Genomic DNA, 24,082 nt, shown 5'->3' with positions numbered 1-24,082 from the left:
GCGAAATGTTAGAACTAGACATTATTGGGGCTTGGGATGCTAAAGCGGTCAACCTCGATCAAGAAAAAGCAGACAGAAACGTCTACGAATTCGATCTTACACTTTGGAATCTGCTTTGCTCTCTGGCAAAAGAACGTCCAGAGGACGCGGCCTCACAATTTGCTTTGGGCATGGGCACGGTACAAAAATTATCACTGGCGACACCTTCCCAATTAGAAGCGCTTGCCTCTGGCGTACTGATTTCTTTCAAGCTGGAAACAGCAGAACAGAACATCTTAACGCGGCTATCAGGAGCCTATGATCCCGTTGTTTTCATCAATCATAGCGTCGATGAGTTTGATGCGGCCTATTGGTTGCTATTTAACCGCGTTGCTTCGAGAGACCCGGAGATGGCTAAAGAAGTTTTCGGTGTATCGAGAGAGCTTTCGGAGCTGGTGGCAAAAGCAACAGATAGTCAATTGCGTCATATGTCTGGAACAACAGTAACGCATTTTACACTGCGTTTCGCTCCCAGCATCATTGAAGAAATCCTTGATGATAGTCGGGATGAGGTAACACACCCAGTATTGAAAAAACTGCAACAGTCTCTACAGGGACGTGGGAGGTGGAGATGAACATTGGCAGCTCTGGTACATTGGGTCGGTGGGTTACAGCTAGACACATGGCCCTCGCCGGATACATCACAAAAATTATCATGATCGAGACAGGGCTGACCTATAAGCAGGTCCGACGGCTTTATCAAGATTTGGAAAGAGATGGATACACTCTGGAGCGAAAGTCCAGGACGTTCAGAGGTGGTGCGACACTTATCCATAGCCATACGTCCAAGATACAGGCATCACTTTTGATGCAGCTCTATTTCAACATTGGTGGGGAAGCAGTGTTACGTTCTGTGAACATAAAAGCCCTAAATAAGGCGTTCAGAATGTATCACGCTATTCGCAAAGAAGTGCCAGGAATGAAAGGTGCGCGATGGGCTCCGTTTGATATTACCGACGCTTGGTGTCTTGCTTCTGAGTTACGAAGTGGGGACGCAATGCTGGAAGAATGCGATAATTGCAAATGCACATACTTCACTTCTGTCAATCAAAGAACCTGCGTTGAGTGTCCGTTCTGCAAGGAACAAGGAAGGCATGGTGGTGGGGAGAAAGAGTGTGCTTGAGTAGCCTATGACATTTTCAACTAAAAGATGAGCGCCTCAACTTTGCGGCGCTCATTTTTTTACTTTTTCTGCGGTATACGAAAGCGTTCTAGCTCAACACGCCCCAACCCCTTAAAGGCATCGGGGCGACGGCCTTGACCGCTCCAGGATACGCCGTCTTTTGAATATTTCGCATTATCAGGTTCTGATTTGCTTGTGTACATCTCATTGAGAAGATTGATGTCCACTCCACATGATTCCATGTCACTCATTATTCGCTCGGCCTGAGCTCGCTTTTCTTTTTCTTCTTCTTCTCGCTTTTTGTACTCTTCCTCCAGTTCATTAAGAACACCTTTCATTCTGTCTATGATCTCCCGAACTTCATCCAGCGGGAGACCTCGTAATAGAGTGCGTATCCGGCTTTTTCGCTTTAACTCTGCGATTATTAATTCTCTACGTTCAGCCGCTGATAGCGTAGAGAATTCCTCGTGGTCTTTCATGTTATACGGAGCCCATCAGTTTTCCTTTAAGTTGATCACGCTTGGAGTCCAGTTTATCTTCAACCTGCAACTGCTCAGGTTGAGACTTAGCAATTTGATGCTCTGAACTCGGTTGCCCAAAAGACCCAATGTTGCCAGAAAAACGAAGAGAATAAAGCCCCAATAGAGCAAGTGCGCGCAGCCGATCACTACGCGCCTTGTGCTGCATCTGGGACAGCTCACGATATAACTCCGGAAATCCTTGCTCCGAAATATTCAGATTAGATATTTTCCCATCCCATTTGCTACCAGCCACTACGACCTCCTATCTATTAGCCGCAGTACCAGAAGCCTCTGGCATTGGATGCCACGGATTCTTTGGGTAGTACGATCCTACTCTTAGGAAAAAGCTCTTTGGCTGCATCCTGGTATGCTTCGGCACCACCACCAGCCAGCAGAACAACATCAGCATCCATCCCGTCTTCCCGCATTGACTTACGCATAGGGACTAATGCGTTTTGAGCCACCTTGGCTGAAGCCTTCTTAAAGTAATCTTTGATCGATACCTTCTCACCATAGAGAAAAATTTCAGTCTTACCGGCGCGAATTGCTTTTTCGATCTTTTCTATGCCAGGCGCACCACCGTGGTCTTCTTGGATGAGTCGATTAGTTTCTTGTAGCAACATCGACATGGCCTTTAGGCTGGTGCCAGATGAGTGATAACGAACTTCACCTTCTTCAAGCGCAACCCAGTCAACAGAGAAAAATCCGGGGTCAATAACAACAGTTTTCCCTCCCTGAATAATTTCGAGTAGGTCATCATCCTTTGTAGAGCTGACAATATCCATGTAAGCACCGGCAGGTTGAGGCACAACCACGACAGACTTAACCGTTACCGTTCGTTTAGGTGTGATCTGGTGCTCACCCTCCAGCCGAGCTTTCAATGCCTCTCTGAGTTCCGCTTCCATGTACTGGCTTACTGGAAGACCTGTCACCAGCACATCAATTTCCTTCTGTTCCGACATCAGAAGTGCAGCGTAAAAAAGAGCCTTATACGGTTTCGTTGATGGGTAGTCACCGTGAAGCTCTCGCTCCCACCCTTGCAGACGGTCAGGTTCAACACCAGCAACCCACTTCTCCCCATCAATCACAACCTGAATACAGGTCCCAGCGCCACCAGTTAACTGCTGTGGCATCAGTTCCAGTGGACCAGCGCCAACAGGCATAACAACAGTACGAGCTTCTTCACCTTTATGACCCATAGCCATTTTCAGGTTGGAGTAGCCAATATCCAAACCCATAACAAACTGATTCATGAAATCCTCCAAAGATTGCTTTTCGATTGTCTTTCTCTTGTTGGAGAGAGAATACAGCCTGACTAAGGCCTATATAGCCTCTGTAGTTGCCCAAAAGGGGCGTTTAGATTGCTTTTCGGTGGCTTTTGGGTTTTATAACCGGCCATACATGTGGGTATGCTGCACGGATAGATAAATTAATGACGACAGCACCCCACCACATATCAAGCACTCCTTTACCAGTACCCATAGTGATCTCGTAAATATTTGGAATCTTATGGTTTTTTATCCAATCTATCTGGAATCTTGCCTAGTGGATTCACATAGAAATTATGGGCATCTGAATTAAGGCTGTAAGATTCCAGATAGATAGAGGGGTATTTGACAAATTCCAAAGATGGGGTAGCCTAGTAACAGGATTAGATTCCAATATTGGAATAATCAGCTTTAAATTCCAGATAGATAGTTATGTGGATAGGAATTGGATAGGAATTGGGAGGGTTTTGAGGTGAGTCTACCAAAAGAGCGATGGTTGGATCTGCTAGATCCTAAGCTCGAAGAAGAACGATCCGAGATAACAGAAGATCTGCTTGAGGCAGAAGGTCGAGAGTTTGTCACGGAGTTACGGAGCAAGCTGGATCACGCTATAGCTGTTCTTGCTGTCGAAGCACAGCAGGAAGCAGATATGTACTGGAACGCGCACAGGTCTGCGCGTGAAGAAGCATCGGAGGACGAACAAGGGCGTGTTGGTACACGAGTTCGCATTCTAGGTGTATCACTCGTTGCAGAGTGGTATCGCAACAGATTTGTCGAACAGGTTCCAGGTCAAAAGAAAAGGGTTCTATCAACACATATCAAGAAGGGCCGAGGTCACGCCTACAGCATGTCGCACTTCAAGAAAGAGCCAGCTTGGGCACAAGAGCTTATCCAGCAAGTAGAAAGCAGGTATGCCGCGTTAAGACAAAGAGCGACAGCGTTAGCAAAAATTCGCCGGGCGCTTAACGAGTATGAGCGACTGCTAAACAAGACTCATAACGATGAGGTGTAATAACATGACAGTATCTGTAGCGGCCACTGAGCTGGCGAAGCTCGGCAAATGCGAAACGATGATAAAAAGATTTGCTAAGCATCCTCGCCCTGCCCCAGCAAAACGCCCACAATCGCCACAGGGAACCGATAACACCCTTAGAGGTGAGTTCGCCCATTTTCGGTATGAAGCTGCTGCCCTGCGCTTCATGAACAGTGCTGCGGGGGCTAAGCGTCGCATCTACCAGTTAGTGTTTGCAGCAACGGTAGCAGCGGGAGTATTGACACTGCTGGCGGCATGGACCACCAGCTAGATAGTATCGACGGAACAATCATGAGCAAGAGAACCAAAGACAAAGACGTGGAGAAACTAGACGTAATCAAAGACTCACCACAAATGAGCCTGTTTGAGATCATTGAGTCTCCGGCCAAAAAGGACGACTACTCCAACACCATCGAAATTTACGATGCGCTGCCCAAGTACATCTGGGACCAAAAGAGAGAACACGAAGACCTTTCTAACGCTGTAGTGACGAGACAATGCTCAATCAGAGGTCAGCAGTTCACAGTAAAAGTGAAACCAGCCATCATCGAGAAAGATGACGGTAGAACCGTTCTGATCTATGCAGGACAGCGAGAGGAAATCCTTGAGGATGCGTTACGCAAGCTCGCGGTGAACGGCAAAGGACACATGATCGAAGGCAAAGCCGGAGTTATGTTCACTCTGTACGAACTCCAAAAAGAGCTGTCAAAGATGGGTCACGGTTACAACCTGAACGAGATCAAGGAAGCCATTCAAGTTTGTCGCGGTGCAACACTCGAATGTATTAGTAATGACGGCGAAGCCTTCATCAGCTCCAGCTTCTTCCCGATGGTGGGCTTGACCACCAGAGGTGAGTTCCGTAAGAAAGGTGGTAACGCCAGGTGCTATGTGCAGTTTAACCCTCTGGTAAACGAATCGATCATGAATCTGTCGTTTCGTCAGTACAACTACAAGATCGGAATGCAAATCCGCTCCCCTCTCGCCCGGTACATCTACAAAAGAATGAGTCACTACTGGACTCAAGCATCCCCAGATTCGCCATACACGCCATCACTTATCAGCTTTCTGACCCAGAGCCCTCGTGAGCTCAGCCCACGTATGCCAGAAAACGTCAGGGCCATGAAGCTCGCGCTGGAAGCTCTCATCAAACAAGAGGTCATAAGTGATTACGACGCGAACCAGATTAAGGATGGCCGCAAAGTCATCGACGTGCGTTACGTCATAAGGCCTCACGAGAACTTCGTGAAGCAGGTAATGGCATCCAACAAGCGTAAGCAGCAAACAGAACTAAGAGCCATTAAGCAAGGCATGATTGATCACGACATCATTGATGAGCGCCAGCGTAAGGGACGATAGCTGCCAGCATCTCCTTGCTGAGGGATCATGAAAAAGGCGCTGATGCGCCTTTTTTCATGCGTAGAGGAAATTCGATCTCCAAGGCTTCCAGTCAAATCCAGAAAACGGGATGACATCGGCATATGGGAAACCTGCACGTATACAACGAACTGGAGACCATATGCAGCGGGGACTTTCGCTCTATATATGGGTTTGTTGCACGTTAAATAACGGTGCAACCTTAAAACCGTGCAAGCTCGGTAGAAACTCTGCAATAGGGAGTCTCGCAAGACCAAAGCTGAACTTGTAAGACATTGATACTTAAAGGACTGATGTGTGGGGGAGCTGCACGTTATGGGGTTTGATATATGGGAGCGTTGCACGATTGACAAAGCAGAACAAAGATTGACAGGACAGGACAAACACCAAAAGTGGTCAAAATTACCCTGACAGTCCAAAGTGTGACCATGTTCACGCTGAGAAAGGCTAAAAGTTATCCACATTTCCTGTGTATAAGCACGAGGTTGGTATGTGGGTACGCTGCACGACTACATGTGGGTATGCTGCACGGTGCAAAAAACGACCAAATTTGATATGTGGGTACGTTGCACGTTAGTAGAAAATATATGGGGCAACTGCACGTTTAAGGGAAAACATATGGGTACGTTGCACGAACGACAACACAAATATATGGGAACGCTGCACGAACGGTCTGTTTTTTAAAGATTTTGTGGAAAAAAAGGGGGTTCCGTGTGGATAACAGTGGATAAGATCCAGAGGCATATGGGAACACTGCACGGCAACCTATGGGAACGCTGCACGTAACTATGTGGGTTCTTTGCACGGTACAAACAGGGGATTCTCAATAATATCAAGGCGTTGACGGCATATTTAGAGCGGCTAACCTATCTTTAACCGCTTTTAATCCTTTATACAAAGATCAAAGATCTTTATATTTATCCTTATGATCGCTGAACAAAAAGTAATCACCTTTGTTTTTTTAGAAAAAAGTCTCGTGCAATAGGCCAAACACGATTAGTATCACCAACAATACAAACATAGACAGCACAAAGTAACCCGACTCATACAGCACTGTTTTGATCAATGAGGTAATGCGTATTGATCTTCCAGAGATCCGCCCAACGATCCATTGATATGCAACGAACGAACCTAGACCACAGAGCAACACTACCACCACAGAAACAAAAGAATGATCCCTCAGAACAGACTCACTCAACAGACCGTACTGGATACTTAAAAATACGAGTTTGCCTATTCCAAAACCCAGACCTAAAGCAACGATTCCTCGCACCAGCACTACCTTAAAAGACTGAACCCATGTCAAATCAAGATCCATTGCCTTCCGCGAAGAACGGCGCACCAGCACAGTAGATATAACTAAGCCCAAAAACACCAAAAGAACAAAATCAAACATTGCCACCTCAGCACAAATCAATCAGAACCACAGGCCTCTCGGCCAAACGCACCACCAGGAAGAGCCCACCTCTGACCCTCAGGTACGAAAATAGGGAGTGTGTAACTTTCTCTGGATACCTGCTCCAACGCTTCAATATCACTTATATGTATCGGCGCAACAGCAGAACCTAAATCAATAACGTCAATTTTTTTCCTTGATACCGTTACACCAAAGGTTTGTTCATACCGAGCAATATTCCAAGCTCTATCAGGCCAGTAGTGACGGATCGTGGACCAAATCCGTTGTGAGTTGTAGATACAAGTCATACATGACGACCGGCTCCAGCCAAGCCGATATGGAACTGGAGCCAGGATACGATGACGCTCTATCACCTCCCAGACTTGCTCCTCGCTCCAGTGGAGAACTGGTCTCCAAGCGTCCACTAACCGTGCAGTCTTCCCATATCTTCTGTCACAAGCATGGGCTTCGAGCTGGTTATACTTCGATCTGTTTGCACTTTCCTCACGTCTCTCACCAGTGATAAAAAGGATCTTCTTCTCCTTAAAGCGCTCCTGGTTATTAATCGCCCTACGGCCCACATCAATCTTCAAGGCAGATGAGCACCAACGTGTTTGCAATGACGGCGATTGCTGTGGAAAACGAAGGCGTGTGCCAGGCTTAGATCTATTATGGTCTCTAGGCAGCACCAGAAGCCCCTCAGGCGTTTCTACGCGATGGGGGTGGCTGTAGGTATTCTCCTTGAGCATTTCCCCCTCAAAACCGCCCTCAAGCCATGAGAAGTACATTGTGATACCCAGTGCATCCCCAAGCTGACGGCAGTAATCACGCATAAAGGCCCAATCCATCAAAGAACTACCTTCCTGCCCGTCAACGTCATGGTGCCAGAATTCCACCTTTGACTTATCAACCCCCATGTCTACCAGTCGCAGATACGCAGCAATTGAGTCTTTGCCACCTGACAGACAAACAATGATGTGGTCGTACAAACTCAAGTCCACATCCGGAGCAGAGAAATACGTTGTTCTTTCATCACAAACCTGCTTTGAAGACATACCGGTAAGAACCGATTCCAAGGATGGCAAGATCACCTTGTCATCGAACAGATCTCGTTGATTTTCTCGTTTTAACATAAGCCGCTTTTTTTCTTTACTGGGTTGTTTTTATGATTTACAGTATTATAAAATGATACTATGAAAAGTAAAGTTTTCAGATCGACTAATCACTCAGGAGAACTTGAGAAGCACCAAAAAGCAATCTAAAGGTGGTTTTTCGGTGATTGGTGTTCAGGTGGCACCTGTCGCAATTAGTTAAAAGTCATTAGAAAGTGGTTTTTTGGTGGGTTTACAGTTTGGAGATGAGTATGTGGGAACATTGCACGGATAAAGGGGGCCGCACATGAAAGCGATTAAGCGGTTCATCATATGGGTTAATTACGGGCTTGAGGGCTGGAGCATTTTTGGTTCAAGCGATGACTGGGATGAAGCTGTATCCATCCGCTCAGAAGCTATAGACGAATGCAGTATTGATGAAGATGACATCATCCTGGCTGAGAACAAAAACGAGCTGGTGGTGAAGCCAGTGGCTAAACAGATGACAGAGTGGCACCGAGAGCTGGAAGCTGTCCTTATGACACTTGACGACTGCCAAATGGAATGTGACGGCATGACATGGGCGGTAAGTCACCTACTGAACGAAGCTGGTGTCCCGCATGACTGCATGTATGGATTTGTGCGAAACGAACAGACCAAGGACATCGTTACACCTCATTTTTGGGTTGTCCTGGATGATGGTTGGCTGGTGGATCTTAGGCTTCGCATGTGGCTTGGCGATCACGACAACATTCCTCACGGGGTATTTCATACCGATAACGAGCCCGGATTTTTCTACAAGGGAGACCCTGTTCAAAACCATAAAGGGATGAGATTGGGCAAAGCTGTCCTGGACATCATGACCGACGGAAAACTTTCACATGTGAAAGTTCCTGAACGACAAGACGGAGAATAATAGCGTGGAATTTGATTACGACAAATCAGTGTCAAACGCACATCTTGAGGCTGCTGGCTGGGGTATGGATGCCTTTAACCACTCCAATCCATTTGAGAGTCATGTCATCTATGTACGTGATTATCGTAACGATCACATCCGTCTGTTCACAATCAAGCAGGCTGACTTCGACACCATAAAACTCCCCCTTCACCTTACCTCCGACATGCTGGCTTCGGTGATCGCTGAGTTCGTATCAAAGGCTGCAAAAGGAAAATTGAATGCTAAGGAGTCCGATACGCTGGCTCCGGCCTTGGTCGGCTATGCCAAATCAACGGAAACTTACCGGAGCTGGCGAAGAGTGTCAGGGGCAGCAGAGCGATTGCACATGGTAATCAACATTTACGCCGGTTCTGGATTGTTGAGGCCTTTCATTGCTCGGGCTCCTAAGACCGTCCTGACGAGCCAAGAGGTGTTGGCATTCTCATCGCAGGTTAAAGGCATGGATGTATCTAATCATCCTGAGTGGTTTAGGGGCCGGAGGTAGTCATGAAGGCAGCTCTCTGGATATTCGTCCTGATCATCGCCCCTTTCGTCATTGCGAAAGTGGACCAGTGGCGCAAGCGCGGTATTGGAGACACCTGGGCGTGGTGGAAATCAGAGAACATGCCGCCGGAGCTACGATCAGCCACTTTGTTTCTGTCCGAGCAGGATGTATCAACCACTCTGCCGGTGCCAATGCACGGCAGGGTTGATCAGGTGTACCAAACAAAGAGAGGAATTCTCATCCCCCTGGACACAAAGTTACGTCAGATAAACCACATCTATGAGTCAGACATTATCCAGCTCTCTGTTTATCAGGTAATTCTGTCACACAAGTACAAAGTGCCCGTTGCCAAGTACGGCTATGTCCGAACCGTTGTGGAAACAGCAGACGGAGATAAAGTCCGTTACATCAAAACAACCCTTCTTAGCGAAAAAGAAGTGGTCAAGCTGTGGCACCGCTACCAATCGATCCGTTCTGGTCAGGTAAAACCCTCCTGTTCCTGTGGCGGAAAGTTTCACATGTGAAAGTTTTTTTGTGAAAAATCGGTTGCCCGAATTGGGCAGTTAGGCGGGGTTGCATTTTTAAAAAGTCCTGTACGCTGGTTGGCATAGGAGGTGAATCGTGGCTCAACTTAAACATAACCGCTTAGTCATGTTGGGGTCCCTGATGGCAACAGTTGTAGCTGCCGCTAATGGGTTGAGCTTTATCACCCTTATGGCTGGTGGAATAACCCTTCTCCAGTTCTTGGCTTGGAAGCAACAAGATGCTGTCCAGAGTCGTTTCAAGGCTGCGAAGAATGCTTTTGAAACGTTGAACGTCATTGCGTTCGACAAGCACTGGGTAGGTTCAACCGCGACGGTTGCAAAAGTGTCGAACATGCTTACCCCGGCAGAAAGACTTGATAAACCTTGGGCGGTACAAGTTCTGGCAGTAGCCGAAGGTGGAACCTGGTTCGCAGTTGACCTGCAAGTGACTGGTACTAACAAAGTTCAGATGCTCAGTCTCCACCAGCTCAGTGAAAAGGCAGCAAAGACTATGTTGGCCTTTGACCTCGAAGTGTATGAGAAATTTTTCGGAAAACCTGATGTTGCATGAGGAAAATGTGATGGAAAAAATCAAAAACGTAGATGCTGTGGAATTCACAGTTGAAGATAAAAAAGCGATGACCCATGCGGCATACGCCCAGTGTATCTTCATTCTGGCCCAAGCGCTTGCTTTCCCTTCCCAGGGGATGGCTGGCGCTATGGTTGCAGCTTTATGCGGCATGATGCCGTGGCTGACTAAATTCGCTAAAGAAGCCCCGTCGAAAGCCTTTGGTATGGTGATGGCTTCACTCTGTATTGCACCTGTTTACGGGAAGCTCTGTGAGCTTGTGATCCACGCGATTCAGGGGGCTTGAGCTTATGGGGCTAGTACGAGCTCCCTATCTCTTGGCTGAGCTTAAAGAACGCGGCGGTGATGAATCTGCTCTGGCTAAGATCATGCAGCCCGGTTGCAGGATTGGAGAGGAAGACCTGCGAGCGTTGGCCTCCAAATTAGGGATTGAAATATCCTCTCTGGCTCCAGCGCCAGAGAATGCGGCCAATACCCGGTTCAAAGCAAAGCTGAGAGGAGGTTTGGCCTCCTTTCTTTTTGAGTATGACGGGTGTTTTCGACATGCAGAAGGCTCCAGCCATGCAGAAATGCTGGGTATCGAGCAAGAAGATGATATTGGTCTTCCGAGTCGAGCTGCTGATGCCATGCTCTTGGAAAAGACTCTCTACCAAGTGATAGCTCGGGCCAAATATATGCTGAGCAAGATCGACAGCAAATTTGTTCGGTCAGAACAAGCAATAGAGTTCCGTGAACAACTTGCTCCAGGGATCTTCAAACCTGGTTACAGAGGGTTCCGGTTCAAGGAAGCGGCTTCTGGTGATTTGCCTACTGTCATGATTGATGGTCGGAAATTCAATTGCATTGCCAGTATAGCCAGAGCACATGGACTTGATCCGGTTACAGTGCGGAGACGCATTGCGGATACCGGAAAGACCGCAGAAAAACTCACCAATGATGAGTGGAAACTCATCCTCTCCAAGAAAAAAGGTAAAGGAAAACCCTTCACCTACCAGGATAGAACCTACAGCAATATTGCTCAGTTCTGTCGTGAGCATCAGCTCAACAGCAACCTTGTTTACCAGAAAGTCAAAGATCGGGCTGATAGCACTGATGAGGAGTTCTGGGGACAGATTATTGAAACATGCAAAAGGAACGACTAATGGCAGAAAACAAAGAAATCCCCTGGGAGAGAGAACTCATTGAGAAATACATGTTCACCCTTCACAAAGAGCAAGTGAAAGATCGTCGCTGGCGGACAATGTTGCGTGTGCTTCGTGCATCAGGCTTCGTACTTCTCATGGTCGGCTTCATCATCCTAGCTTCCAATCCAGGTGGAATGCCTTGGCAAAGCGCCAAAGCAGCAGCTCCCCATACCGCCTACATCAACATCCGTGGCGAGATTGCAGCAGGAACGCTGGCAGACGCGGACCATCTTATTCCGTCCATTCAGGCTGCATTCGACAACCCTAACTCTCAAGCGGTAGTTCTTCGCATAAACAGCCCAGGAGGTAGCCCTGTTCAGGCTGGACGGATTTATGAAGAGGTGAAGGCGCAACGGGCTCTGCATCCGGAGAAAAAGGTTTACGCCATCATTGATGACATTGGTGCCTCAGGCGGTTATTACATCGCCTCTTCGGCGGATGAAATCTATGCAGACCGCGCCAGTCTGGTTGGTTCTATCGGCGTTATCAGCTCCGGGTTCGGGTTTACCGGCTTGATGGACAAGCTCGGCATTGAGCGACGGGCTATCACCTCCGGAGAGCACAAAGCACTTCTCGATCCTTTCTCCCCTCTTACCGCTGATATGAAGACGTTCTGGGAAGGAGTTCTATCAAAAACCCACCAGCAGTTCATCGAGCGAGTGAAGGCTGGTCGGGGGGAACGACTGAAAGACGACCAAAAGGTGTTTTCTGGATTGCTCTGGAATGGTGAGCAGGCCAAAGAGATTGGTTTGATTGATGGGCTGGGTAGTTTGAACTCAGTGGCGCGAGACGTCATTCACCAGACCAGCCTAGTGGATTACACACCAACCGAAGACATCATCCGGAGACTGACTCAACGAGCCAAGCTCGAAGCCAACTCGTTCGTGCAAGAACTCAGCGCTGTGAAAGTTTACTGATAGGAGCAATTTGATATGACAGAACAAAGTACCAAAACACTACGCATCGGGGTTATTGCCGCCGTTTTTTTAGGGCTTGTAGGAACCGGCTTCGGGATTTACCAATTCGTGAAAGAGAAAGAGCTGGCGCAAGAAATCGCCAGCGTGAAATCCACTGTGAACCAGGTGAAGGATGCCGAAGGCGTCACTTTCAAGAGCAAAGCCGAGTTTGATGCGGCTGTGGCGGCAAGCATCAACAAGTTTGTCGAGCAAAAACAGCAATCGGACATCGATCAAAAGTATGCCCAGTTTGAGGGGGCTCCCGAAAAGGTTGAGGATGGCAAGCACATCTATGGGGACCTTGGTGCCCGATTCACGCTGGTGGAGTTTTCTGATTTGGAGTGTCCGTACTGCAAGCAATTTCATGACACACCAAAACAGATTGTGGATGCCAGTAAAGGGAATGTGAACTGGCAGTGGAAGCACATGCCCCTCGATTTCCATAACCCGGCTGCTCACAAGGAAGCTCTGGCCGCCGAATGTATTGCAGAGCAGAAAGGCAACCGAGGCTTCTGGGTCTTTATTAATGATGTATTCCAGCGTTCCCAAGGTAACGGGCGCGGCGTTGAAGACCTTGCTTCCGTTGTCACTGGCGTAGGTGCTGATCTGGATGCTTTCCGTGAGTGCCTCAGCTCTGGCAAGTACGAAGATAAAGTTCAAGCTGACATCCAGAAAGCCAAGAGTTACGGCGTTAATGGTACTCCAGCCACCTTTGTTGTAGACAACCAGACAGGTAAGAGTCAGTTACTTGGTGGTGCTCAACCAGCACAAGCCATCATGGCGGTGATGCGAAAAATGATGATTGAGTCGCAACAAGACGACTCAGCGAACCAATAAAACTTTCACATGTGAAAGTGGAGTGAGAACTGATGATCAATACAACAACTAAATTGGGATGTTTGCTTGGGGGGCTGCTTGTCCTGTCGGCTTGTTCCAGCGCCCCTCAGCCAAGCAACGAATACAAGATGGCTCTGGATGATACAAAACAGTTATGTGAGGCATGTGCTTTGGTTGGTAATGACCTGCTGGTGGCCCTTAACAAGTCATGCAATACCCCGATGACCCCTGAGAGTTTTACCGGAGTCATGAATAGCAACCCGATGTTTGCAGCAATGATGGCAATTAACTCCATTGGTGGAACCGATCTCTATCAGGTTTATCGTGACGCAGCCATAGACACCCTGCGTTGCCATGAGATGGACTCTTGGCCTGAACGGACCAAGATTCGTTTCCAGCAGCCCGATATGCAAAAGGTGCTGGCCTTGAAGGTTTCTGCCAGACAGCAGAAAGCAAATTAACTTTCACATGTGAAAGTCAGGCTCTCCGGGGCCTGATTTCACTATGAGGTGAACCTATGGAGTTACAAGAAGCAAAAGAGGCCCTCGATAGCCTTCATCCTCACAAGGCCTCAGCGCCTTTGAGGTTAGTCATCCACCAGCCAGGTGGGATTGGTGGAACCCCTACTGTGGGGGTCAAAGCTATTCACGCTGGCTTTGACTGGGACAGCAACACCATCCTGATCTATCCGGAAGAACAGCTCACACGTTTGACGCCGGATGAGGTCGCCGCCATCACAAAGTCAGTATCAAAAGGACAGTCTTGGCATTCATATCAGCAGTTAAAAAAGTATCGTGAGCAATTGGCCGCAGCCACGGAAGAAATTAGTAGGCTCAAAGTTGAGCTTGAAAGCTATCAGAAAGATGGGGGGGGAGAATGCTAAAACGCGGAATAATCAACCTCGCTGCAAGTTACATCATTGTCGATGCCCTGCTCCGGAACGCGGCAATTTGGATATTTGGCCTGTCTTTCTCCGTTGGTGGTACTTACGTTGTTGGTGAGGCCAGTTCATGGGTCGTCTACCTTGCAACCTCTGGAGCAGTGACACTCTGCTCTGTCGTAACAGCCTATCTGCTCGTTACTTATCACCGATGGGGACTGATGGCCGCTAGAGTGTGGCTGTTATTGAGTGCCTGTCTAAACGGTTACGCCGCCTACTTGAGTGGTCATAACATCCAGTTGATGGTGGCTCTATTTGCCAGCTTGTTCATTGCTCTGTGGATGCTCAAGACCCTTGAGCAACCAGCAGTAAAGGGGACATACAAGGTAATCGCTGATCTTCACTCTCAGTTATGGGGAATGTTAAAGGGGCAAGCCAGATGACTACGAATACTGAAAACGCGAACACCAACCAGGTTAAGTCTTTACGCGACATGCTTGCCCCCGCCCTGTTGTTCTATGTGGTGATGACGTCCATGTTTGTGGGACTTGACGCCTTCATGGATAAACCCACCAGCATGAACCTGCCATTCATGCCGTTCCTGATCTCGATGGTGAGTTTTACCAGTGACGCACGTCGAGCGTGGGACTGGCGGAACGCGATCAAGGTTGTGGCTGTATTGACTGCGGTAGCCATGCTGTTTGCATTCATTTATCAGCTCGCGGTCGGAGAGATGAATCTCTTAGGGATTGGTATATACCCCGCGACGGCTCTGCTTATGCTTGCTGTTACCTGGATAATTCGCTCTATCGGAAAGACGGCACCATTCCAGTTCCTTGGGAGGCTCCTTGCGCGGATTGGTGCATCGAAGTGGGTCCAGCGTACCGCCGCAGTCATTGTTCTCGCTGGGGGGCTTGCGATCACTTTCTATGCCTACTGGCTTAACCACGGGAGCTGATGATGATCATTGCAACGAAGAGCGGCTTGCTGGTGGCCGCAGAACTAATCAAGGAAGAGACCGGATATTGGCTACTACAGCCTCGTGACCAAAAGACGCCGGTCAGGGTGAATAAGCAGGATGACAATAAACGCGCTTTCACGCATATGGGAGACGCCCTTCGCTGGGCCGGTGATCCTGAGCTTGCAAAGCAGTTCGATGACGAGGGGGAAGATCATGCAAATTCGTGACTACATGACAAAGTTGTTTGACGCATTCGGTGATGCACAAGAAGTCACCCGAGAAATGCTTCTGGAGCAGGCAGAGCTCATTCATACGATTAGCGACAAGTGTCAAAGCACAGGCCTGTTTCTGGACAGTCAGGCTCGTTTCAACCAGTTCGTTCAAGAGATTGAGGCTGACGACAAGGTGGAGGATCGGTTGCTTCATGCTTGGTGCTGGGTGATAGACAGGATAGTGAAGGCACCAACATCCTTTCATATGGATGGGGCTGTGATTTTGACAATGCCTCTGGTCGCAAAATACCTGCCACCTGTTGAACGGGAGCCGGAAACCATCGTGGTGAATCTCGATGAGGACTACAAGGCTCCTGTAGGCAACCAAACACTCTGCGAGCTCATTATGGAACGGAGGCATTGGCCGCAAGGTGCAACGTGTGCGACCCAAGATGCGGACGGGGGAGTTCTCTACTGGGACGCCCCGGTTGATTTGGTAGAGGAAGGCAGAAAGGTTGCCGGTAAGCACGGCATGATGGCCGAGGTTGGATTAAAGCATCAAGTCGATGCCTGGTATGCTGACATGAACGATATACGTCTAGCAACCGATTGGAATTCCTCTGTCATCACGCCTCACTGTTTGCTGCTTGCCTATCTTGATGTGCTCCAAAAGAACAAAGTGCCGTTTGATGAGGGGGTGCGACTCGCTGCCGAATGGGTAACGCAACTTGGTGGGGAGTCTCATGAAGATACCGAGGAAGAGCCGGAAGCTGAGGCTACGGTTCTTTCTCTGGGGAGAGCCACAGCTCATTGCTTCAAGCCTTACCCGGACACGAAGAATTTCTATTACGAGGCATAAGCCTCAATCAAACAGGAGAAACAACATGCGATACCATGTATTTAAAACGAAGGAAGGTGGGCAGCCGGTGTTTACTGCACCTTGGTACTGGTTAGCCTCAACCATAGCAAACTGGTCATCACTTAAATGGGATGCTTGTCGAATCGTAGATAGCAAGGTGAATGAGACAAGGCTCTGCTGGGCCAAGGCATTGCCTGCTGAAAAAAACAATTAATTTGGTGGAGTGACTATGACTGTGGGTTTTGTGAAAAAGATGAGGATTTCAGCGTTCCTATCAGCAATGCTGGTGCTGGCTCCTCATGTGTGGGCAGAGACCTTCACTGCAAAGGTTGTGGGGGTGTCTGATGGTGATACGGTCAAAGTGCTAACGGAACAAAGCTGCGATACCGGGAAAGACTGCCGGAGTGGCAAGATCCAGTACCGAGTAAGGCTCGCGGAGATCGATACCCCAGAGAAAAAGCAGCCATACGGCTCAAAGGCGAAGCAGGCCTTATCAGATCTGGTGTTTGGTCGAATGATCAAAGTGGAGCAAATCGACAAAGACCGCTATGGCCGCCTGGTTGCCAATCTCTATGTCGATGGCAAGTGGGTCAATGCGGAAATGGTTCGCTCTGGTAGTGCGTGGGTATACCGGCAGTACGCCAAAACACCGGAGCTGTTCAAGCTGGAGGCCGAGGCTAAAGCAGATAAGCGAGGCCTTTGGGCGTTACCAGAATCAGAGAGAACCCCACCTTGGGAATGGCGTAGGAAAGACTAAGTTTTTGATGCGCTGTACCTGATGGTCAAAGTTTTAGTCGATTTTATTCACGAATGCAGGAGTTAAGAATGAGAAAATTAATACAGGAAGCTGTGGCCGATATAGATAGCAGAAACCCTGGGATAGAAAATGCGATAAGCATAGCTCTTAATCAAGGGAAAATTCCGTTACTGGTCGGTAGCTCAGGAACAGGAAAAAGTGTCCTTGCCACAAGAGCTCTTGGATTGCCTTACGAATCGGGCGACAAGATAATCGAACTCTATTGGGAAAAAAAAGGACAAAAGCTCTCCAGTAGCGACTATTTTCAACCGACGGAAAATGGAACGTTATTGATAGACGAAATTCATTGCTACCAACAAGGCGATGAATTGGATCATGTGCTGGCGCTGGCTATTAGTCATGATATGAAGGTAGTCATAACATCACAAAACATTGGGGATGTAGATCCTCAAATATTGAAAAACAAACGAATTGTTCAAATTAATTTGCACTAAGGGGACGATATGAACAAAAGCGAACTGATTATGAAAGTGGCCGAAGACGCTGACATTAGCAAAGCAAAGGCCGAAGCTGCGGTGAATGCGCTGATCAACTCAGTGACAGAGGAGCTTAAAGCAGGTGGAACTGTGGCGCTCACTGGTTTTGGTACTTTCCAAGTCAAGGAACGCGCTGCGCGAACCGGGAGAAATCCCCAGACTGGTGAGAATATCCAAATCGCTGCGGCCAAGATACCTGGGTTTAAAGCTGGTAAGGGGCTAAAAGACTCCGTTAACTAGCTCTTAATCATGTGACACATGAATAAGATTTACATAAGGCTCCTTTTGTGGGAGCCTTATTCATATCAGACATGAATAAGGGGGGCGGCGTGAGACTGTCGTCAACGCAGAAGGATGTTCTGTTCATTCTATACGCAATTGAGGCTGGTGGAAAAGCCCAGCCTGTTCCTGGCGTGAAAATACTGGAGATGATCAACTCATCGCGTCATAGCGGTATTCATGGAACGAATTTCCGAACATCATGCCACACGCTGGTGGAGAATGGTTTATTGAGTAAGTACAGGAACCCTTCTCTAAAGCTGGCTTTTAAGCTAACCGAAGATGGTAGGGAACGTGCAGGAGAGATATACCGCAAGCGGCTAGAAGAAGATCAGGAGAAGTAATACGCCCCGCTCCGGGGCGTAGTGCATGTTAAACAGAAAAACCGTAGTGGGTGCCGTCCGGCAGTTCCACATCGAGTCGCAGCTTACCGCCGGATGCCTCAACGTAGCGCTTAATGGACGAAAGTTTTAGATCTCGTCCAGGTTTCTCCATATCAGAGACTGTCGGTTGTTTAACCCCCAGAGAAGCAGCAATTTCACCTTGGGTGAGTTTCATGCGAGAGCGAAGCTCTGCTAGGTGGATGTTCAGCAACATTTCAGTCGCCGCTTTCTGTGCTTTGGCAACAACATCAGGCTTTTCTGTTGCCAGCATTTGGTCAAGAGTTCTTGCCATAACGTTTACTCCTTCTTTAATTTATCCAAGTGCGCCGCAAATTCACGGTCTGCAATTGGGATCATTACTTCATAAAATCGTTTCTCATCCCCAGTCTTATTACCGGCACAGAGAAGAATCCCCTTACGCTTTGGATCGAATGCAAAGAACGCTCTGAGAGGATCTCCTTTGCTTTGAACCCGTAGCTCTTTCATGTTGCTGTAGGATGAACCGTTCACAGTGTCAGCGTATGGCCTCGAAAGCATAGGACCTCTGTCACGAAGTACCATCATCGAAGCAAGGACGTTGGCTCTATCAGTATCATCCAGAGCATCGAACCACTCATCAAAGGTGTCGGTTGTCTCGATGGCCCACATGATTCCTCCTTACTTAATATAGGTGCAATACTATATAGATTCAAACCTATAATCAAGAAAAATCGACGACTGGGGTTTGATCCAAGCGAGCAGGTGTAAACAAGAAAACTTTCACATGTGAAAGTCTTGCAAGGCGTCTTTTTATTGTTTACAGTATCATAAAGTGAATCTGTAAAGGTGCGAGATGAATGTGCTTCCAACGAAAAGCTGGCCTTGGGTGTTATAACTCAGCCAGACCTGAATGGCTGGCGGCGTACCGAAACGCAAGATGTATGAGAAACTCAGGTAAAGAGCCTGATGCTTCTCTTTCCGGGATAGCTTGGAAGGCGCAACTCATTGTTGCCCACGAAAGAGACGGAATTGACAACCTGGCAGTCCCTTTGGAAGCCAGATTGATAGCAAAGAACCTCATCAACGAGATTCTTGCTGAGGAGAACTGATGGACGAAAAAATCACCTACGAAGAAATGATTGAACAACTCGATCAGAAAGGCATCCGCATTACCAATGGTGCGCGACGGCTTTATGTCGCGTTGAACAATGGAGTAAAAGCTGAGGTGCTGGGTAACTGCGGTCCCGCGACAATCAGCTTGGTTGACGGAATAATTGTTGTGGAAGAGCAAACTCTCCACTAAGGGCAGCAGCATGGGCAAAAAAGTACATATCATTTGCGGAAAGTGTGGCAGTGACGAGATGAACTTTGTCATCAATGAACACTGTCCAGACGATCCACAGAATGTTGCCAGTATGTCCTGCTCAAACTGTTGCGAACTGACAGGCATAGCCGAGTGGTCGGAATTTAATGGCCGGGAGTTGAAAGGTGAAGCAGTCGCCCTATCAGCATCGGCAAGCGTGAATGCTCTTCTGGGATTGCTTCGCCAGGCGATGGACAGCGTTGAGTATCGCCTCTATGGCGGGGACATGTCATTGAGCGGTCATGATGCTGCCGAACTGATAGACCTCCAGGAGCGAGCAGAAAAGGCCTTATCTGCTCTTCGGAGTGATCAGCATGAGTGATTTATACGAACCGCTTGAGTTTGTGTTCTGTGGATTTAGGAAAGGGGACGCTGGGCTCTTTATCTCGGTAGCTACTTTGCGCGATGGCGTTTTAGGCCGTGAGATGTATTTCTCAAAAGCCAAAAGCAAAAGGCGCTGGGTTGTCGGTGGCATTTACTCAGGGGCCTCTTTTTCAGACAGCGGAGCAAAGGGTCTGGATGATGCTCGTTACGTTAAAGCATGGGAGGTGCAGGGCGACCAGATAGAGTGGCAAGCAAAAAGCGAGCAAGCCGAAGCCTTGGCGCGGAGCGAGAAACTTGAAGCCGACGATAGGAAGCGCAATGAACTCGAAGAGGTGATGTTACCCATCAGGAAGCAATATGGGGCATTAATAAAACGTCGTGATAGAGCAGGGGCCGCAGCTCTTGAAGAAGCTGTCCTGAGAGCGCTGAGAGCGCCCATCAGGAAGGCTGAGGAGAAATAACCGTGGAGCCAGTCTTAGCTAAAGCATTCGCCGGTTTTAAAGTCGTAGCTATACGTGCCCATCAGATTGGCTTTGCGGCTTTTCTTGCCATTGGTGTTTGCTGGAGCTGGCGCTTTAGGGGTAGCAAGTACGCCATAGAACAGGATACCAGCAAGAGCCGCTTGCCATGCGAAAACAGCAACCAGAACCCAAAAAGCAGCCGCCAGAACCGGCAGTTTGTGCAGAAGATTAAGCACTGGTTTGCTCCAAACAACTACCGGGATAGCGAGCACTGCGTAACCCCAGTTGGTCGCCTCAAGCATAGCTAGTCCAAGAACAACAATAGCCATCAGCGCGATATTCAGTACATGTTTCATGGTTATTTCTCCTTTTCAATTTACACTTTAATCCTATCACAGCATTAAAAAATGCAACCGTGAATAGGCGTTTTTCAGACAAAAAGAGGTGATATTTTGAGTGCAATTATCAGCAAGTGCGGCATGTACCGATACCGTCTTGAAAGGGATGTGCAACCCGAAGGCCTTGTGTTTGGTTATTTTGGTGTAAACGGCTCTACGGCCACGGCCACCGAGGACGATCACACAGTTAGAAAGTGGATAGGGTTTACCAAGGTCAACGGAGGGAGGCGATTCATAGTCGGTAATGCTTTTGCTTTTCGGGCGACCGACGTTCGTGAGCTGGCTACGGCGGTTGATCCTGTCGGGCCTGAAAATGAAATTCATCTGGAAAGGATTATTCGAGATGCTGATGTGCTGGTGCCCTGTTGGGGGAGCCGAACTAAACTGCCTAAGCCTCTCCACATTCATCTGGATAGACTTTTTGAGCGGCTGGTTGCATCTGGTAAGCCGGTCATGACATTCGGTGTTACTGGATCAGGAGATCCGAAACATCCTTTGATGCTTGGATACTCGACACGCCTTACCCTCTGGGAGGGAAATAACTATGGTAATGATTGAAGCTCATGTAAAGAAGTAGCTAAAGGACAACTATTTTGTAAGGGCGGCTTTGGCCGCTTTCTTTTTAATATTTACAGTATCACATAATGATACTATGATTGTGTGAATTTATTTTTGGAGGCGATTATGCTTACGGCGAAATGTATAGGGTGCGGATGCACAGATGATCATGCTTGTGTTGAAAATGGTCAACCATGCCACTGGCTTCGTGTAAATCGAGTGGAAGGGTTGGGGGTTTGCTCATCGTGCCCGGACGCTCTCGATCAATTTGTATCAACAGGACAGGAACAAACAACTACACAGGAACACTACCGAAACAGTCCTGAATGGAAGGATTTTTCGTCACGCATTGGTAATGCGCTATGCGGGGGAAGGAGCAAAGGAGAGTAACGTAAATCGGCTATGCCGTTTTTATTTGTTTATTATAGGGTCACTTTATAACCCTATAACAATTGAGCCTGTAATTGCCCAAAATGGGCGTGAACAGGAAGGGGATAAGGTGTGGTACTGAGGCAAAATACTTTGTACTAGCAGAACAAAGCAAGAATGAACTTTCACATGTGAAAGTTTTGGGGGGAACTGGATGGAACAAGAGATTCAAAATTACTTGGCTAAAGACCAGCAATACCTGGATAGGATTGCCAGTGCCCTTAGTCAGGTTAAAGAAAAAGGGGGGGAATACGATGCGTTCTGTCGGCAGCGCGCATCGTTGGGGTTCTGGCAAAAAATCAAAACATTCTGGCAGTTTCGCAGGGACATCGCCGTTATACGGTCAGCACTGAAAGGCTGTAACAGCAATTTACGAAATTTGCATCGGGAGAGGGAAAGCCTCAAGGAGGCTCTGATTGCTCGGGTTGTTAAGCAAGCGATTGATGGTAGCCAAATTCTGGAACGAATCACCCAAGCTCAGGATAGGCTTGACGCTGCATCTCGGCTCCACGAGAGCAATAAGCGACTGGTGGACATGGGGCAAAAAGCCTTACGCGAAATCAGTGAGGCCTCCTCCAGTGTTTCGTCAGCACAATCAATGGAAGTTCTCGACCTTGTGACTGACAACAAGGGGATTTCCGTCATGTCGTCGATGTCCAACTCCTCGGCCAGCAGTGAAATAAACGATGCGAAAAGAGCTGTGAAAGCCTTCGCAAATACCCTGGGGGAGCATCGTGACATTGTGGGCTCGCTGCACCACTCAATGGCAACAGAGTTTATCGATCTAGGCATGGACTTTGCCGGTTTGAATGATGGTTTCGACTTTGGGAGCGTCTTCTCGCTGTTCAGCTTGTCGTCTGCTAGTTCGTCTCTGGACAAAGTAGAGTCTCGCGTTGAATCACTGATGCCAGATCTAAAACGAGCCGCCTCCAATTCGGCAGCAGAGTATGCCCGTGTTAACGAAGAGTTCTTTGGCTTAAAACAGCAGGTTTGTAGCCAGTGGCGTGAGCTGCTGGTGGCAAGTGGTGTAGACGTATCTGTCAAGCTGTTTGAATCCTCTGTAGACCGCTACAGAGTTGGAAATTGAATATTTACAGTATCAAAAAGTGATGCTATAAAGTGAGAAAGTCACAAGGAGAACCAACGAATGGCTGCTATCAATTCACTCCGCGCTCTTAAAGGCGTTACCGCCCCCGAAGAACTTAAAAAAGGGGATGGATTCACTATCGCTCCTCAGCTTCTTCTTGAAGAGGAAGGGTTTAACACCCGTGGTGCTTTCTGCGAGAACTACTACGAGCGCCCGGATATTAAGGCTGGAATTCGAGTTCTGGCCGATGCTTACAAGCGTGGCGACTATGTTCCGCCGATCATCGTCAAGGTTATCGACGGTAAGGTATATGTCCGTGAAGGGCATCGCCGTCGCCGTGCCATGTTACTCGCTATCGAGGAAGGCGCGGACATCCAGTTCGTGCAGGTCGTAGAGCACAAAGGCGATGAAGCTGAACAGAGCCTTCTGATCGCCACCAGCAACGATGGGCTCCCTCTTTCTCCACTTGAGCGAGCCGTGATCTACGCCCGGCTTGCAAACTGGGGGTGGAGTGACCAAATGATTGCCCAACGTGTTGGCCGCTCGGCTGAGCACGTTCGCATTGCTCGTGCCCTTCTGGAGATGCCGTTGGAGCTGAAACGGATGATTCAGGAAGGGGCAGTGGCCGCTACCTATGCTCAGGAGCTCTACAACGAGCATGGCACCAACGCCGTTGAGATCTTGAAAAAAGCACAGGAAGAACAAACCACTGGCAATGACGGTAAGAAGACTCCAAAAAAACTGACCAAAAAGTCTGTCGAGAAAGGTCCTCGTCTGGGAAAAAAAGTGGTTGAGGCTATGCACCGAGGCGTGAGCTCTATCACCAGTCGCCTGGATAACATCAAGCCGAACGATGACGGGGAAACGTTCACTCTGACTCTTAGCCGGGAAGATGTCGATGCGTTTCAGGAACTGAAAGCCAAGCTGGCTGAGCTGGAGCCAAAGGCCGAAGAACCCAATGAGGACCAGCAAGAGCTGGATCTGGCGGGTAATCAGTAATGGGGCGCTGTACTGTTGAGGATGCCATCCAGTTGCTGGAAGGAGGAACTATTGTTGCGGTAATAGCTGCTTCATCCGACTCAGGTGCGCTGGTAGTTTCCTCTATCAGGCTTGAGTCTGGACTGACAGTACAGTTTTCCCCTCCAGCGGCAGTAAGTGTCAGTGTTCAACTTTCGGAGACTGATGATGAACAGTGACCAAAGATCGTCTGAACTAACCAGACTAAGGCGTCAGCATAAG

The 24,082-nt window shown here is 48.3% G+C and carries 38 protein-coding genes; 30 read left to right on the top strand and 8 right to left on the bottom strand.

Annotated elements, in window-relative coordinates; genetic code table 11:
- Positions 1 to 5: 5 nt before the first annotated feature.
- Both CXF88_RS15805 and CXF88_RS15800 read left to right on the top strand, forming a co-directional pair.
- Positions 6 to 614, top strand: a complete 609-nt coding sequence (locus CXF88_RS15805; protein ID WP_071681570.1) for a transcriptional regulator — start codon at positions 6 to 8, stop codon at positions 612 to 614.
- Positions 611 to 1,162, top strand: coding sequence for a FlhC family transcriptional regulator (locus tag CXF88_RS15800; protein ID WP_071681630.1), 552 nt, complete (start codon positions 611 to 613; stop codon positions 1,160 to 1,162). The genes CXF88_RS15805 and CXF88_RS15800 overlap by 4 nt, the downstream gene beginning before the upstream one ends.
- Before the next feature lie 59 nt (positions 1,163 to 1,221).
- On the opposite strand, the gene CXF88_RS15795 is transcribed toward CXF88_RS15800, so the two are convergent.
- Genes CXF88_RS15795 through CXF88_RS15785 form a run of 3 tightly spaced genes read right to left on the bottom strand, consistent with a single transcriptional unit; the run spans position 1,222 to position 2,936 of the window.
- A complete protein-coding gene (locus CXF88_RS15795; protein ID WP_071681568.1) occupies positions 1,222 to 1,641 on the bottom strand; it encodes an H-NS family nucleoid-associated regulatory protein in 420 nt (139 codons plus the stop codon).
- Position 1,642: 1 nt separating this feature from the next.
- The gene (locus CXF88_RS15790) at positions 1,643 to 1,936 is read right to left on the bottom strand and encodes a hypothetical protein (RefSeq protein WP_071681566.1); all 294 of its coding nucleotides are present in this window, start codon (positions 1,934 to 1,936) and stop codon (positions 1,643 to 1,645) included.
- Between the two features lie 16 nt (positions 1,937 to 1,952).
- Positions 1,953 to 2,936 (bottom strand): ParM/StbA family protein, encoded by a 984-nt coding sequence (locus CXF88_RS15785; RefSeq protein ID WP_036845016.1) that lies wholly within the window; start codon positions 2,934 to 2,936, stop codon positions 1,953 to 1,955.
- 487 nt (positions 2,937 to 3,423) lie between these two features.
- On the opposite strand from CXF88_RS15785, the gene mobI reads away from it, so the two are divergent.
- From mobI to CXF88_RS15770, 3 genes are read left to right on the top strand one after another with little or no spacing between them, the layout of a single operon-like run.
- Entirely contained in the window at positions 3,424 to 3,963 is a 540-nt protein-coding gene (gene mobI, locus CXF88_RS15780; protein ID WP_161783458.1) for a conjugative transfer protein MobI(A/C), read from the top strand.
- Positions 3,964 to 3,967: 4 nt separating this feature from the next.
- The gene (locus CXF88_RS15775; RefSeq protein ID WP_041573997.1) at positions 3,968 to 4,255 is read left to right on the top strand and encodes a hypothetical protein; all 288 of its coding nucleotides are present in this window, start codon (positions 3,968 to 3,970) and stop codon (positions 4,253 to 4,255) included.
- On the top strand, positions 4,240 to 5,340 hold the full coding sequence (locus tag CXF88_RS15770) for a RepB family plasmid replication initiator protein (protein ID WP_022635569.1): 1,101 nt from the start codon (positions 4,240 to 4,242) through the stop codon (positions 5,338 to 5,340). Before CXF88_RS15775 ends, CXF88_RS15770 begins: the two co-directional genes overlap by 16 nt.
- A gap of 979 nt (positions 5,341 to 6,319) precedes the next feature.
- On the opposite strand, the gene CXF88_RS15755 is transcribed toward CXF88_RS15770, so the two are convergent.
- Both CXF88_RS15755 and CXF88_RS15750 read right to left on the bottom strand, forming a co-directional pair.
- Positions 6,320 to 6,754 carry a hypothetical protein gene (locus CXF88_RS15755; RefSeq protein ID WP_071681561.1) on the bottom strand — a complete coding sequence of 145 codons (435 nt, stop codon included), beginning with the start codon at positions 6,752 to 6,754 and terminating at the stop codon, positions 6,320 to 6,322.
- 17 nt (positions 6,755 to 6,771) lie between these two features.
- Positions 6,772 to 7,887 carry a phosphoadenosine phosphosulfate reductase family protein gene (locus CXF88_RS15750; protein WP_071681559.1) on the bottom strand — a complete coding sequence of 372 codons (1,116 nt, stop codon included), beginning with the start codon at positions 7,885 to 7,887 and terminating at the stop codon, positions 6,772 to 6,774.
- A 265-nt stretch (positions 7,888 to 8,152) separates the two neighbouring features.
- Here CXF88_RS15750 and CXF88_RS15745 point away from each other — a divergent pair, with 265 nt between their 5' ends.
- From CXF88_RS15745 to CXF88_RS15655, 19 genes are all read left to right on the top strand, one after another.
- A complete protein-coding gene (locus tag CXF88_RS15745) occupies positions 8,153 to 8,761 on the top strand; it encodes a hypothetical protein (protein WP_162598458.1) in 609 nt (202 codons plus the stop codon).
- A gap of 4 nt (positions 8,762 to 8,765) precedes the next feature.
- Entirely contained in the window at positions 8,766 to 9,287 is a 522-nt protein-coding gene (locus CXF88_RS15740; protein WP_071681557.1) for a hypothetical protein, read from the top strand.
- A gap of 2 nt (positions 9,288 to 9,289) precedes the next feature.
- Positions 9,290 to 9,811 (top strand): hypothetical protein, encoded by a 522-nt coding sequence (locus tag CXF88_RS15735; protein WP_071681555.1) that lies wholly within the window; start codon positions 9,290 to 9,292, stop codon positions 9,809 to 9,811.
- A 97-nt stretch (positions 9,812 to 9,908) separates the two neighbouring features.
- Positions 9,909 to 10,382 (top strand): hypothetical protein, encoded by a 474-nt coding sequence (locus tag CXF88_RS15730; protein ID WP_013141668.1) that lies wholly within the window; start codon positions 9,909 to 9,911, stop codon positions 10,380 to 10,382.
- Positions 10,383 to 10,392: 10 nt separating this feature from the next.
- The gene (locus CXF88_RS15725) at positions 10,393 to 10,686 is read left to right on the top strand and encodes a hypothetical protein (protein WP_162598457.1); all 294 of its coding nucleotides are present in this window, start codon (positions 10,393 to 10,395) and stop codon (positions 10,684 to 10,686) included.
- A gap of 4 nt (positions 10,687 to 10,690) precedes the next feature.
- Positions 10,691 to 11,542 carry a hypothetical protein gene (locus CXF88_RS15720; RefSeq protein WP_071681552.1) on the top strand — a complete coding sequence of 284 codons (852 nt, stop codon included), beginning with the start codon at positions 10,691 to 10,693 and terminating at the stop codon, positions 11,540 to 11,542.
- A complete protein-coding gene (gene sppA, locus CXF88_RS15715; protein ID WP_162598456.1) occupies positions 11,542 to 12,501 on the top strand; it encodes a signal peptide peptidase SppA in 960 nt (319 codons plus the stop codon). The genes CXF88_RS15720 and sppA overlap by 1 nt, the downstream gene beginning before the upstream one ends.
- 15 nt (positions 12,502 to 12,516) lie before the next feature.
- Positions 12,517 to 13,377: a DsbA family protein gene (locus CXF88_RS15710; RefSeq protein ID WP_071681551.1), complete on the top strand. Its 861-nt coding sequence runs from the start codon at positions 12,517 to 12,519 to the stop codon at positions 13,375 to 13,377.
- 32 nt (positions 13,378 to 13,409) lie between these two features.
- Complete coding sequence (locus CXF88_RS15705) at positions 13,410 to 13,838, top strand: hypothetical protein (protein ID WP_071681550.1); 429 nt, start codon at positions 13,410 to 13,412, stop codon at positions 13,836 to 13,838.
- Positions 13,839 to 13,894: 56 nt separating this feature from the next.
- Positions 13,895 to 14,260 carry a hypothetical protein gene (locus CXF88_RS15700; protein ID WP_071681548.1) on the top strand — a complete coding sequence of 122 codons (366 nt, stop codon included), beginning with the start codon at positions 13,895 to 13,897 and terminating at the stop codon, positions 14,258 to 14,260.
- Complete coding sequence (locus CXF88_RS15695; protein WP_071681546.1) at positions 14,254 to 14,700, top strand: Fe3+-siderophore ABC transporter permease; 447 nt, start codon at positions 14,254 to 14,256, stop codon at positions 14,698 to 14,700. Before CXF88_RS15700 ends, CXF88_RS15695 begins: the two co-directional genes overlap by 7 nt.
- The gene (locus CXF88_RS15690) at positions 14,697 to 15,215 is read left to right on the top strand and encodes a nitrite reductase (protein ID WP_071681544.1); all 519 of its coding nucleotides are present in this window, start codon (positions 14,697 to 14,699) and stop codon (positions 15,213 to 15,215) included. The genes CXF88_RS15695 and CXF88_RS15690 overlap by 4 nt, the downstream gene beginning before the upstream one ends.
- Positions 15,215 to 15,445, top strand: coding sequence for a hypothetical protein (locus tag CXF88_RS15685; protein ID WP_081365501.1), 231 nt, complete (start codon positions 15,215 to 15,217; stop codon positions 15,443 to 15,445). The genes CXF88_RS15690 and CXF88_RS15685 overlap by 1 nt, the downstream gene beginning before the upstream one ends.
- A complete protein-coding gene (locus tag CXF88_RS15680; protein ID WP_071681537.1) occupies positions 15,432 to 16,289 on the top strand; it encodes a hypothetical protein in 858 nt (285 codons plus the stop codon). Before CXF88_RS15685 ends, CXF88_RS15680 begins: the two co-directional genes overlap by 14 nt.
- A gap of 25 nt (positions 16,290 to 16,314) precedes the next feature.
- On the top strand, positions 16,315 to 16,503 hold the full coding sequence (locus tag CXF88_RS22115; RefSeq protein ID WP_071681535.1) for a hypothetical protein: 189 nt from the start codon (positions 16,315 to 16,317) through the stop codon (positions 16,501 to 16,503).
- Positions 16,504 to 16,518: 15 nt separating this feature from the next.
- Positions 16,519 to 17,046 carry a thermonuclease family protein gene (locus tag CXF88_RS15670; protein WP_071681532.1) on the top strand — a complete coding sequence of 176 codons (528 nt, stop codon included), beginning with the start codon at positions 16,519 to 16,521 and terminating at the stop codon, positions 17,044 to 17,046.
- A gap of 68 nt (positions 17,047 to 17,114) precedes the next feature.
- The gene (locus CXF88_RS15665; protein ID WP_071681530.1) at positions 17,115 to 17,540 is read left to right on the top strand and encodes an ATP-binding protein; all 426 of its coding nucleotides are present in this window, start codon (positions 17,115 to 17,117) and stop codon (positions 17,538 to 17,540) included.
- Positions 17,541 to 17,549: 9 nt separating this feature from the next.
- Positions 17,550 to 17,822: an HU family DNA-binding protein gene (locus CXF88_RS15660; RefSeq protein WP_013141679.1), complete on the top strand. Its 273-nt coding sequence runs from the start codon at positions 17,550 to 17,552 to the stop codon at positions 17,820 to 17,822.
- Positions 17,823 to 17,911: 89 nt separating this feature from the next.
- A complete protein-coding gene (locus tag CXF88_RS15655; protein ID WP_071681628.1) occupies positions 17,912 to 18,205 on the top strand; it encodes a chromosome segregation protein ParM in 294 nt (97 codons plus the stop codon).
- A gap of 28 nt (positions 18,206 to 18,233) precedes the next feature.
- On the opposite strand, the gene CXF88_RS15650 is transcribed toward CXF88_RS15655, so the two are convergent.
- Both CXF88_RS15650 and CXF88_RS15645 read right to left on the bottom strand, forming a co-directional pair.
- A complete protein-coding gene (locus CXF88_RS15650; protein WP_071681528.1) occupies positions 18,234 to 18,536 on the bottom strand; it encodes an XRE family transcriptional regulator in 303 nt (100 codons plus the stop codon).
- Between the two features lie 5 nt (positions 18,537 to 18,541).
- Positions 18,542 to 18,892 carry a type II toxin-antitoxin system RelE/ParE family toxin gene (locus CXF88_RS15645; protein ID WP_013141682.1) on the bottom strand — a complete coding sequence of 117 codons (351 nt, stop codon included), beginning with the start codon at positions 18,890 to 18,892 and terminating at the stop codon, positions 18,542 to 18,544.
- A gap of 439 nt (positions 18,893 to 19,331) precedes the next feature.
- On the opposite strand from CXF88_RS15645, the gene CXF88_RS15635 reads away from it, so the two are divergent.
- From CXF88_RS15635 to CXF88_RS15625, 3 genes are read left to right on the top strand one after another with little or no spacing between them, the layout of a single operon-like run.
- The gene (locus CXF88_RS15635) at positions 19,332 to 19,526 is read left to right on the top strand and encodes a hypothetical protein (protein ID WP_071681524.1); all 195 of its coding nucleotides are present in this window, start codon (positions 19,332 to 19,334) and stop codon (positions 19,524 to 19,526) included.
- A 10-nt stretch (positions 19,527 to 19,536) separates the two neighbouring features.
- Entirely contained in the window at positions 19,537 to 19,908 is a 372-nt protein-coding gene (locus CXF88_RS15630; RefSeq protein WP_071681522.1) for a hypothetical protein, read from the top strand.
- A complete protein-coding gene (locus tag CXF88_RS15625) occupies positions 19,901 to 20,371 on the top strand; it encodes a hypothetical protein (protein ID WP_071681520.1) in 471 nt (156 codons plus the stop codon). Before CXF88_RS15630 ends, CXF88_RS15625 begins: the two co-directional genes overlap by 8 nt.
- A 14-nt stretch (positions 20,372 to 20,385) precedes the next feature.
- Here the strand turns inward: CXF88_RS15625 and CXF88_RS15620 are convergent, their stop codons facing one another.
- On the bottom strand, positions 20,386 to 20,727 hold the full coding sequence (locus tag CXF88_RS15620) for a hypothetical protein (RefSeq protein ID WP_071681518.1): 342 nt from the start codon (positions 20,725 to 20,727) through the stop codon (positions 20,386 to 20,388).
- 96 nt (positions 20,728 to 20,823) lie between these two features.
- Here CXF88_RS15620 and CXF88_RS15615 point away from each other — a divergent pair, with 96 nt between their 5' ends.
- From CXF88_RS15615 to CXF88_RS15600, 3 genes are all read left to right on the top strand, one after another.
- Positions 20,824 to 21,327: a DUF1643 domain-containing protein gene (locus CXF88_RS15615; RefSeq protein ID WP_071681517.1), complete on the top strand. Its 504-nt coding sequence runs from the start codon at positions 20,824 to 20,826 to the stop codon at positions 21,325 to 21,327.
- Positions 21,328 to 21,910: 583 nt separating this feature from the next.
- Positions 21,911 to 22,843, top strand: a complete 933-nt coding sequence (locus CXF88_RS15605; protein ID WP_071681513.1) for a hypothetical protein — start codon at positions 21,911 to 21,913, stop codon at positions 22,841 to 22,843.
- Positions 22,844 to 22,903: 60 nt separating this feature from the next.
- Positions 22,904 to 23,842 carry a ParB-like protein gene (locus CXF88_RS15600; RefSeq protein ID WP_022635571.1) on the top strand — a complete coding sequence of 313 codons (939 nt, stop codon included), beginning with the start codon at positions 22,904 to 22,906 and terminating at the stop codon, positions 23,840 to 23,842.
- Positions 23,843 to 24,082: the final 240 nt, after the last annotated feature.

The organism is Shewanella sp. ALD9 (assembly GCF_002836315.1).
GTDB lineage: Bacteria > Pseudomonadota > Gammaproteobacteria > Enterobacterales > Shewanellaceae > Shewanella.
Note: the sequence above shows the minus strand (reverse complement) of the source record. Positions and strands in the feature narration are given on the sequence as shown.

Excerpts from the sequence above, each read along its gene's own strand:
- CXF88_RS15725 (WP_162598457.1), top strand. The coding sequence starts at position 10,393 with ATGGAAAAAATCAAAAACGTAGATGCTGTGGAATTCACAGTTGAAGAT.
- CXF88_RS15670 (WP_071681532.1), top strand. The coding sequence starts at position 16,519 with ATGACTGTGGGTTTTGTGAAAAAGATGAGGATTTCAGCGTTCCTATCA.
- sppA (WP_162598456.1), top strand. The coding sequence starts at position 11,542 with ATGGCAGAAAACAAAGAAATCCCCTGGGAGAGAGAACTCATTGAGAAA.
- CXF88_RS15665 (WP_071681530.1), top strand. The coding sequence starts at position 17,115 with ATGAGAAAATTAATACAGGAAGCTGTGGCCGATATAGATAGCAGAAAC.
- CXF88_RS22115 (WP_071681535.1), top strand. The coding sequence starts at position 16,315 with ATGCGATACCATGTATTTAAAACGAAGGAAGGTGGGCAGCCGGTGTTT.
- CXF88_RS15695 (WP_071681546.1), top strand. The coding sequence starts at position 14,254 with ATGCTAAAACGCGGAATAATCAACCTCGCTGCAAGTTACATCATTGTC.
- CXF88_RS15735 (WP_071681555.1), top strand. The coding sequence starts at position 9,290 with ATGAAGGCAGCTCTCTGGATATTCGTCCTGATCATCGCCCCTTTCGTC.
- CXF88_RS15775 (WP_041573997.1), top strand. The coding sequence starts at position 3,968 with ATGACAGTATCTGTAGCGGCCACTGAGCTGGCGAAGCTCGGCAAATGC.
- CXF88_RS15635 (WP_071681524.1), top strand. The coding sequence starts at position 19,332 with ATGGACGAAAAAATCACCTACGAAGAAATGATTGAACAACTCGATCAG.
- CXF88_RS15800 (WP_071681630.1), top strand. The coding sequence starts at position 611 with ATGAACATTGGCAGCTCTGGTACATTGGGTCGGTGGGTTACAGCTAGA.
- CXF88_RS15705 (WP_071681550.1), top strand. The coding sequence starts at position 13,410 with ATGATCAATACAACAACTAAATTGGGATGTTTGCTTGGGGGGCTGCTT.
- CXF88_RS15700 (WP_071681548.1), top strand. The coding sequence starts at position 13,895 with ATGGAGTTACAAGAAGCAAAAGAGGCCCTCGATAGCCTTCATCCTCAC.
- CXF88_RS15755 (WP_071681561.1), bottom strand. The coding sequence starts at position 6,754 with ATGTTTGATTTTGTTCTTTTGGTGTTTTTGGGCTTAGTTATATCTACT.
- CXF88_RS15685 (WP_081365501.1), top strand. The coding sequence starts at position 15,215 with ATGATGATCATTGCAACGAAGAGCGGCTTGCTGGTGGCCGCAGAACTA.
- CXF88_RS15605 (WP_071681513.1), top strand. The coding sequence starts at position 21,911 with ATGGAACAAGAGATTCAAAATTACTTGGCTAAAGACCAGCAATACCTG.
- CXF88_RS15690 (WP_071681544.1), top strand. The coding sequence starts at position 14,697 with ATGACTACGAATACTGAAAACGCGAACACCAACCAGGTTAAGTCTTTA.
- CXF88_RS15625 (WP_071681520.1), top strand. The coding sequence starts at position 19,901 with ATGAGTGATTTATACGAACCGCTTGAGTTTGTGTTCTGTGGATTTAGG.
- CXF88_RS15680 (WP_071681537.1), top strand. The coding sequence starts at position 15,432 with ATGCAAATTCGTGACTACATGACAAAGTTGTTTGACGCATTCGGTGAT.
- CXF88_RS15720 (WP_071681552.1), top strand. The coding sequence starts at position 10,691 with ATGGGGCTAGTACGAGCTCCCTATCTCTTGGCTGAGCTTAAAGAACGC.
- CXF88_RS15710 (WP_071681551.1), top strand. The coding sequence starts at position 12,517 with ATGACAGAACAAAGTACCAAAACACTACGCATCGGGGTTATTGCCGCC.
- CXF88_RS15660 (WP_013141679.1), top strand. The coding sequence starts at position 17,550 with ATGAACAAAAGCGAACTGATTATGAAAGTGGCCGAAGACGCTGACATT.
- CXF88_RS15645 (WP_013141682.1), bottom strand. The coding sequence starts at position 18,892 with ATGTGGGCCATCGAGACAACCGACACCTTTGATGAGTGGTTCGATGCT.
- CXF88_RS15795 (WP_071681568.1), bottom strand. The coding sequence starts at position 1,641 with ATGAAAGACCACGAGGAATTCTCTACGCTATCAGCGGCTGAACGTAGA.
- CXF88_RS15600 (WP_022635571.1), top strand. The coding sequence starts at position 22,904 with ATGGCTGCTATCAATTCACTCCGCGCTCTTAAAGGCGTTACCGCCCCC.
- CXF88_RS15750 (WP_071681559.1), bottom strand. The coding sequence starts at position 7,887 with ATGTTAAAACGAGAAAATCAACGAGATCTGTTCGATGACAAGGTGATC.
- CXF88_RS15630 (WP_071681522.1), top strand. The coding sequence starts at position 19,537 with ATGGGCAAAAAAGTACATATCATTTGCGGAAAGTGTGGCAGTGACGAG.
- CXF88_RS15785 (WP_036845016.1), bottom strand. The coding sequence starts at position 2,936 with ATGAATCAGTTTGTTATGGGTTTGGATATTGGCTACTCCAACCTGAAA.
- CXF88_RS15770 (WP_022635569.1), top strand. The coding sequence starts at position 4,240 with ATGGACCACCAGCTAGATAGTATCGACGGAACAATCATGAGCAAGAGA.
- CXF88_RS15620 (WP_071681518.1), bottom strand. The coding sequence starts at position 20,727 with ATGAAACATGTACTGAATATCGCGCTGATGGCTATTGTTGTTCTTGGA.
- CXF88_RS15805 (WP_071681570.1), top strand. The coding sequence starts at position 6 with ATGTTAGAACTAGACATTATTGGGGCTTGGGATGCTAAAGCGGTCAAC.
- CXF88_RS15650 (WP_071681528.1), bottom strand. The coding sequence starts at position 18,536 with ATGGCAAGAACTCTTGACCAAATGCTGGCAACAGAAAAGCCTGATGTT.
- CXF88_RS15745 (WP_162598458.1), top strand. The coding sequence starts at position 8,153 with ATGAAAGCGATTAAGCGGTTCATCATATGGGTTAATTACGGGCTTGAG.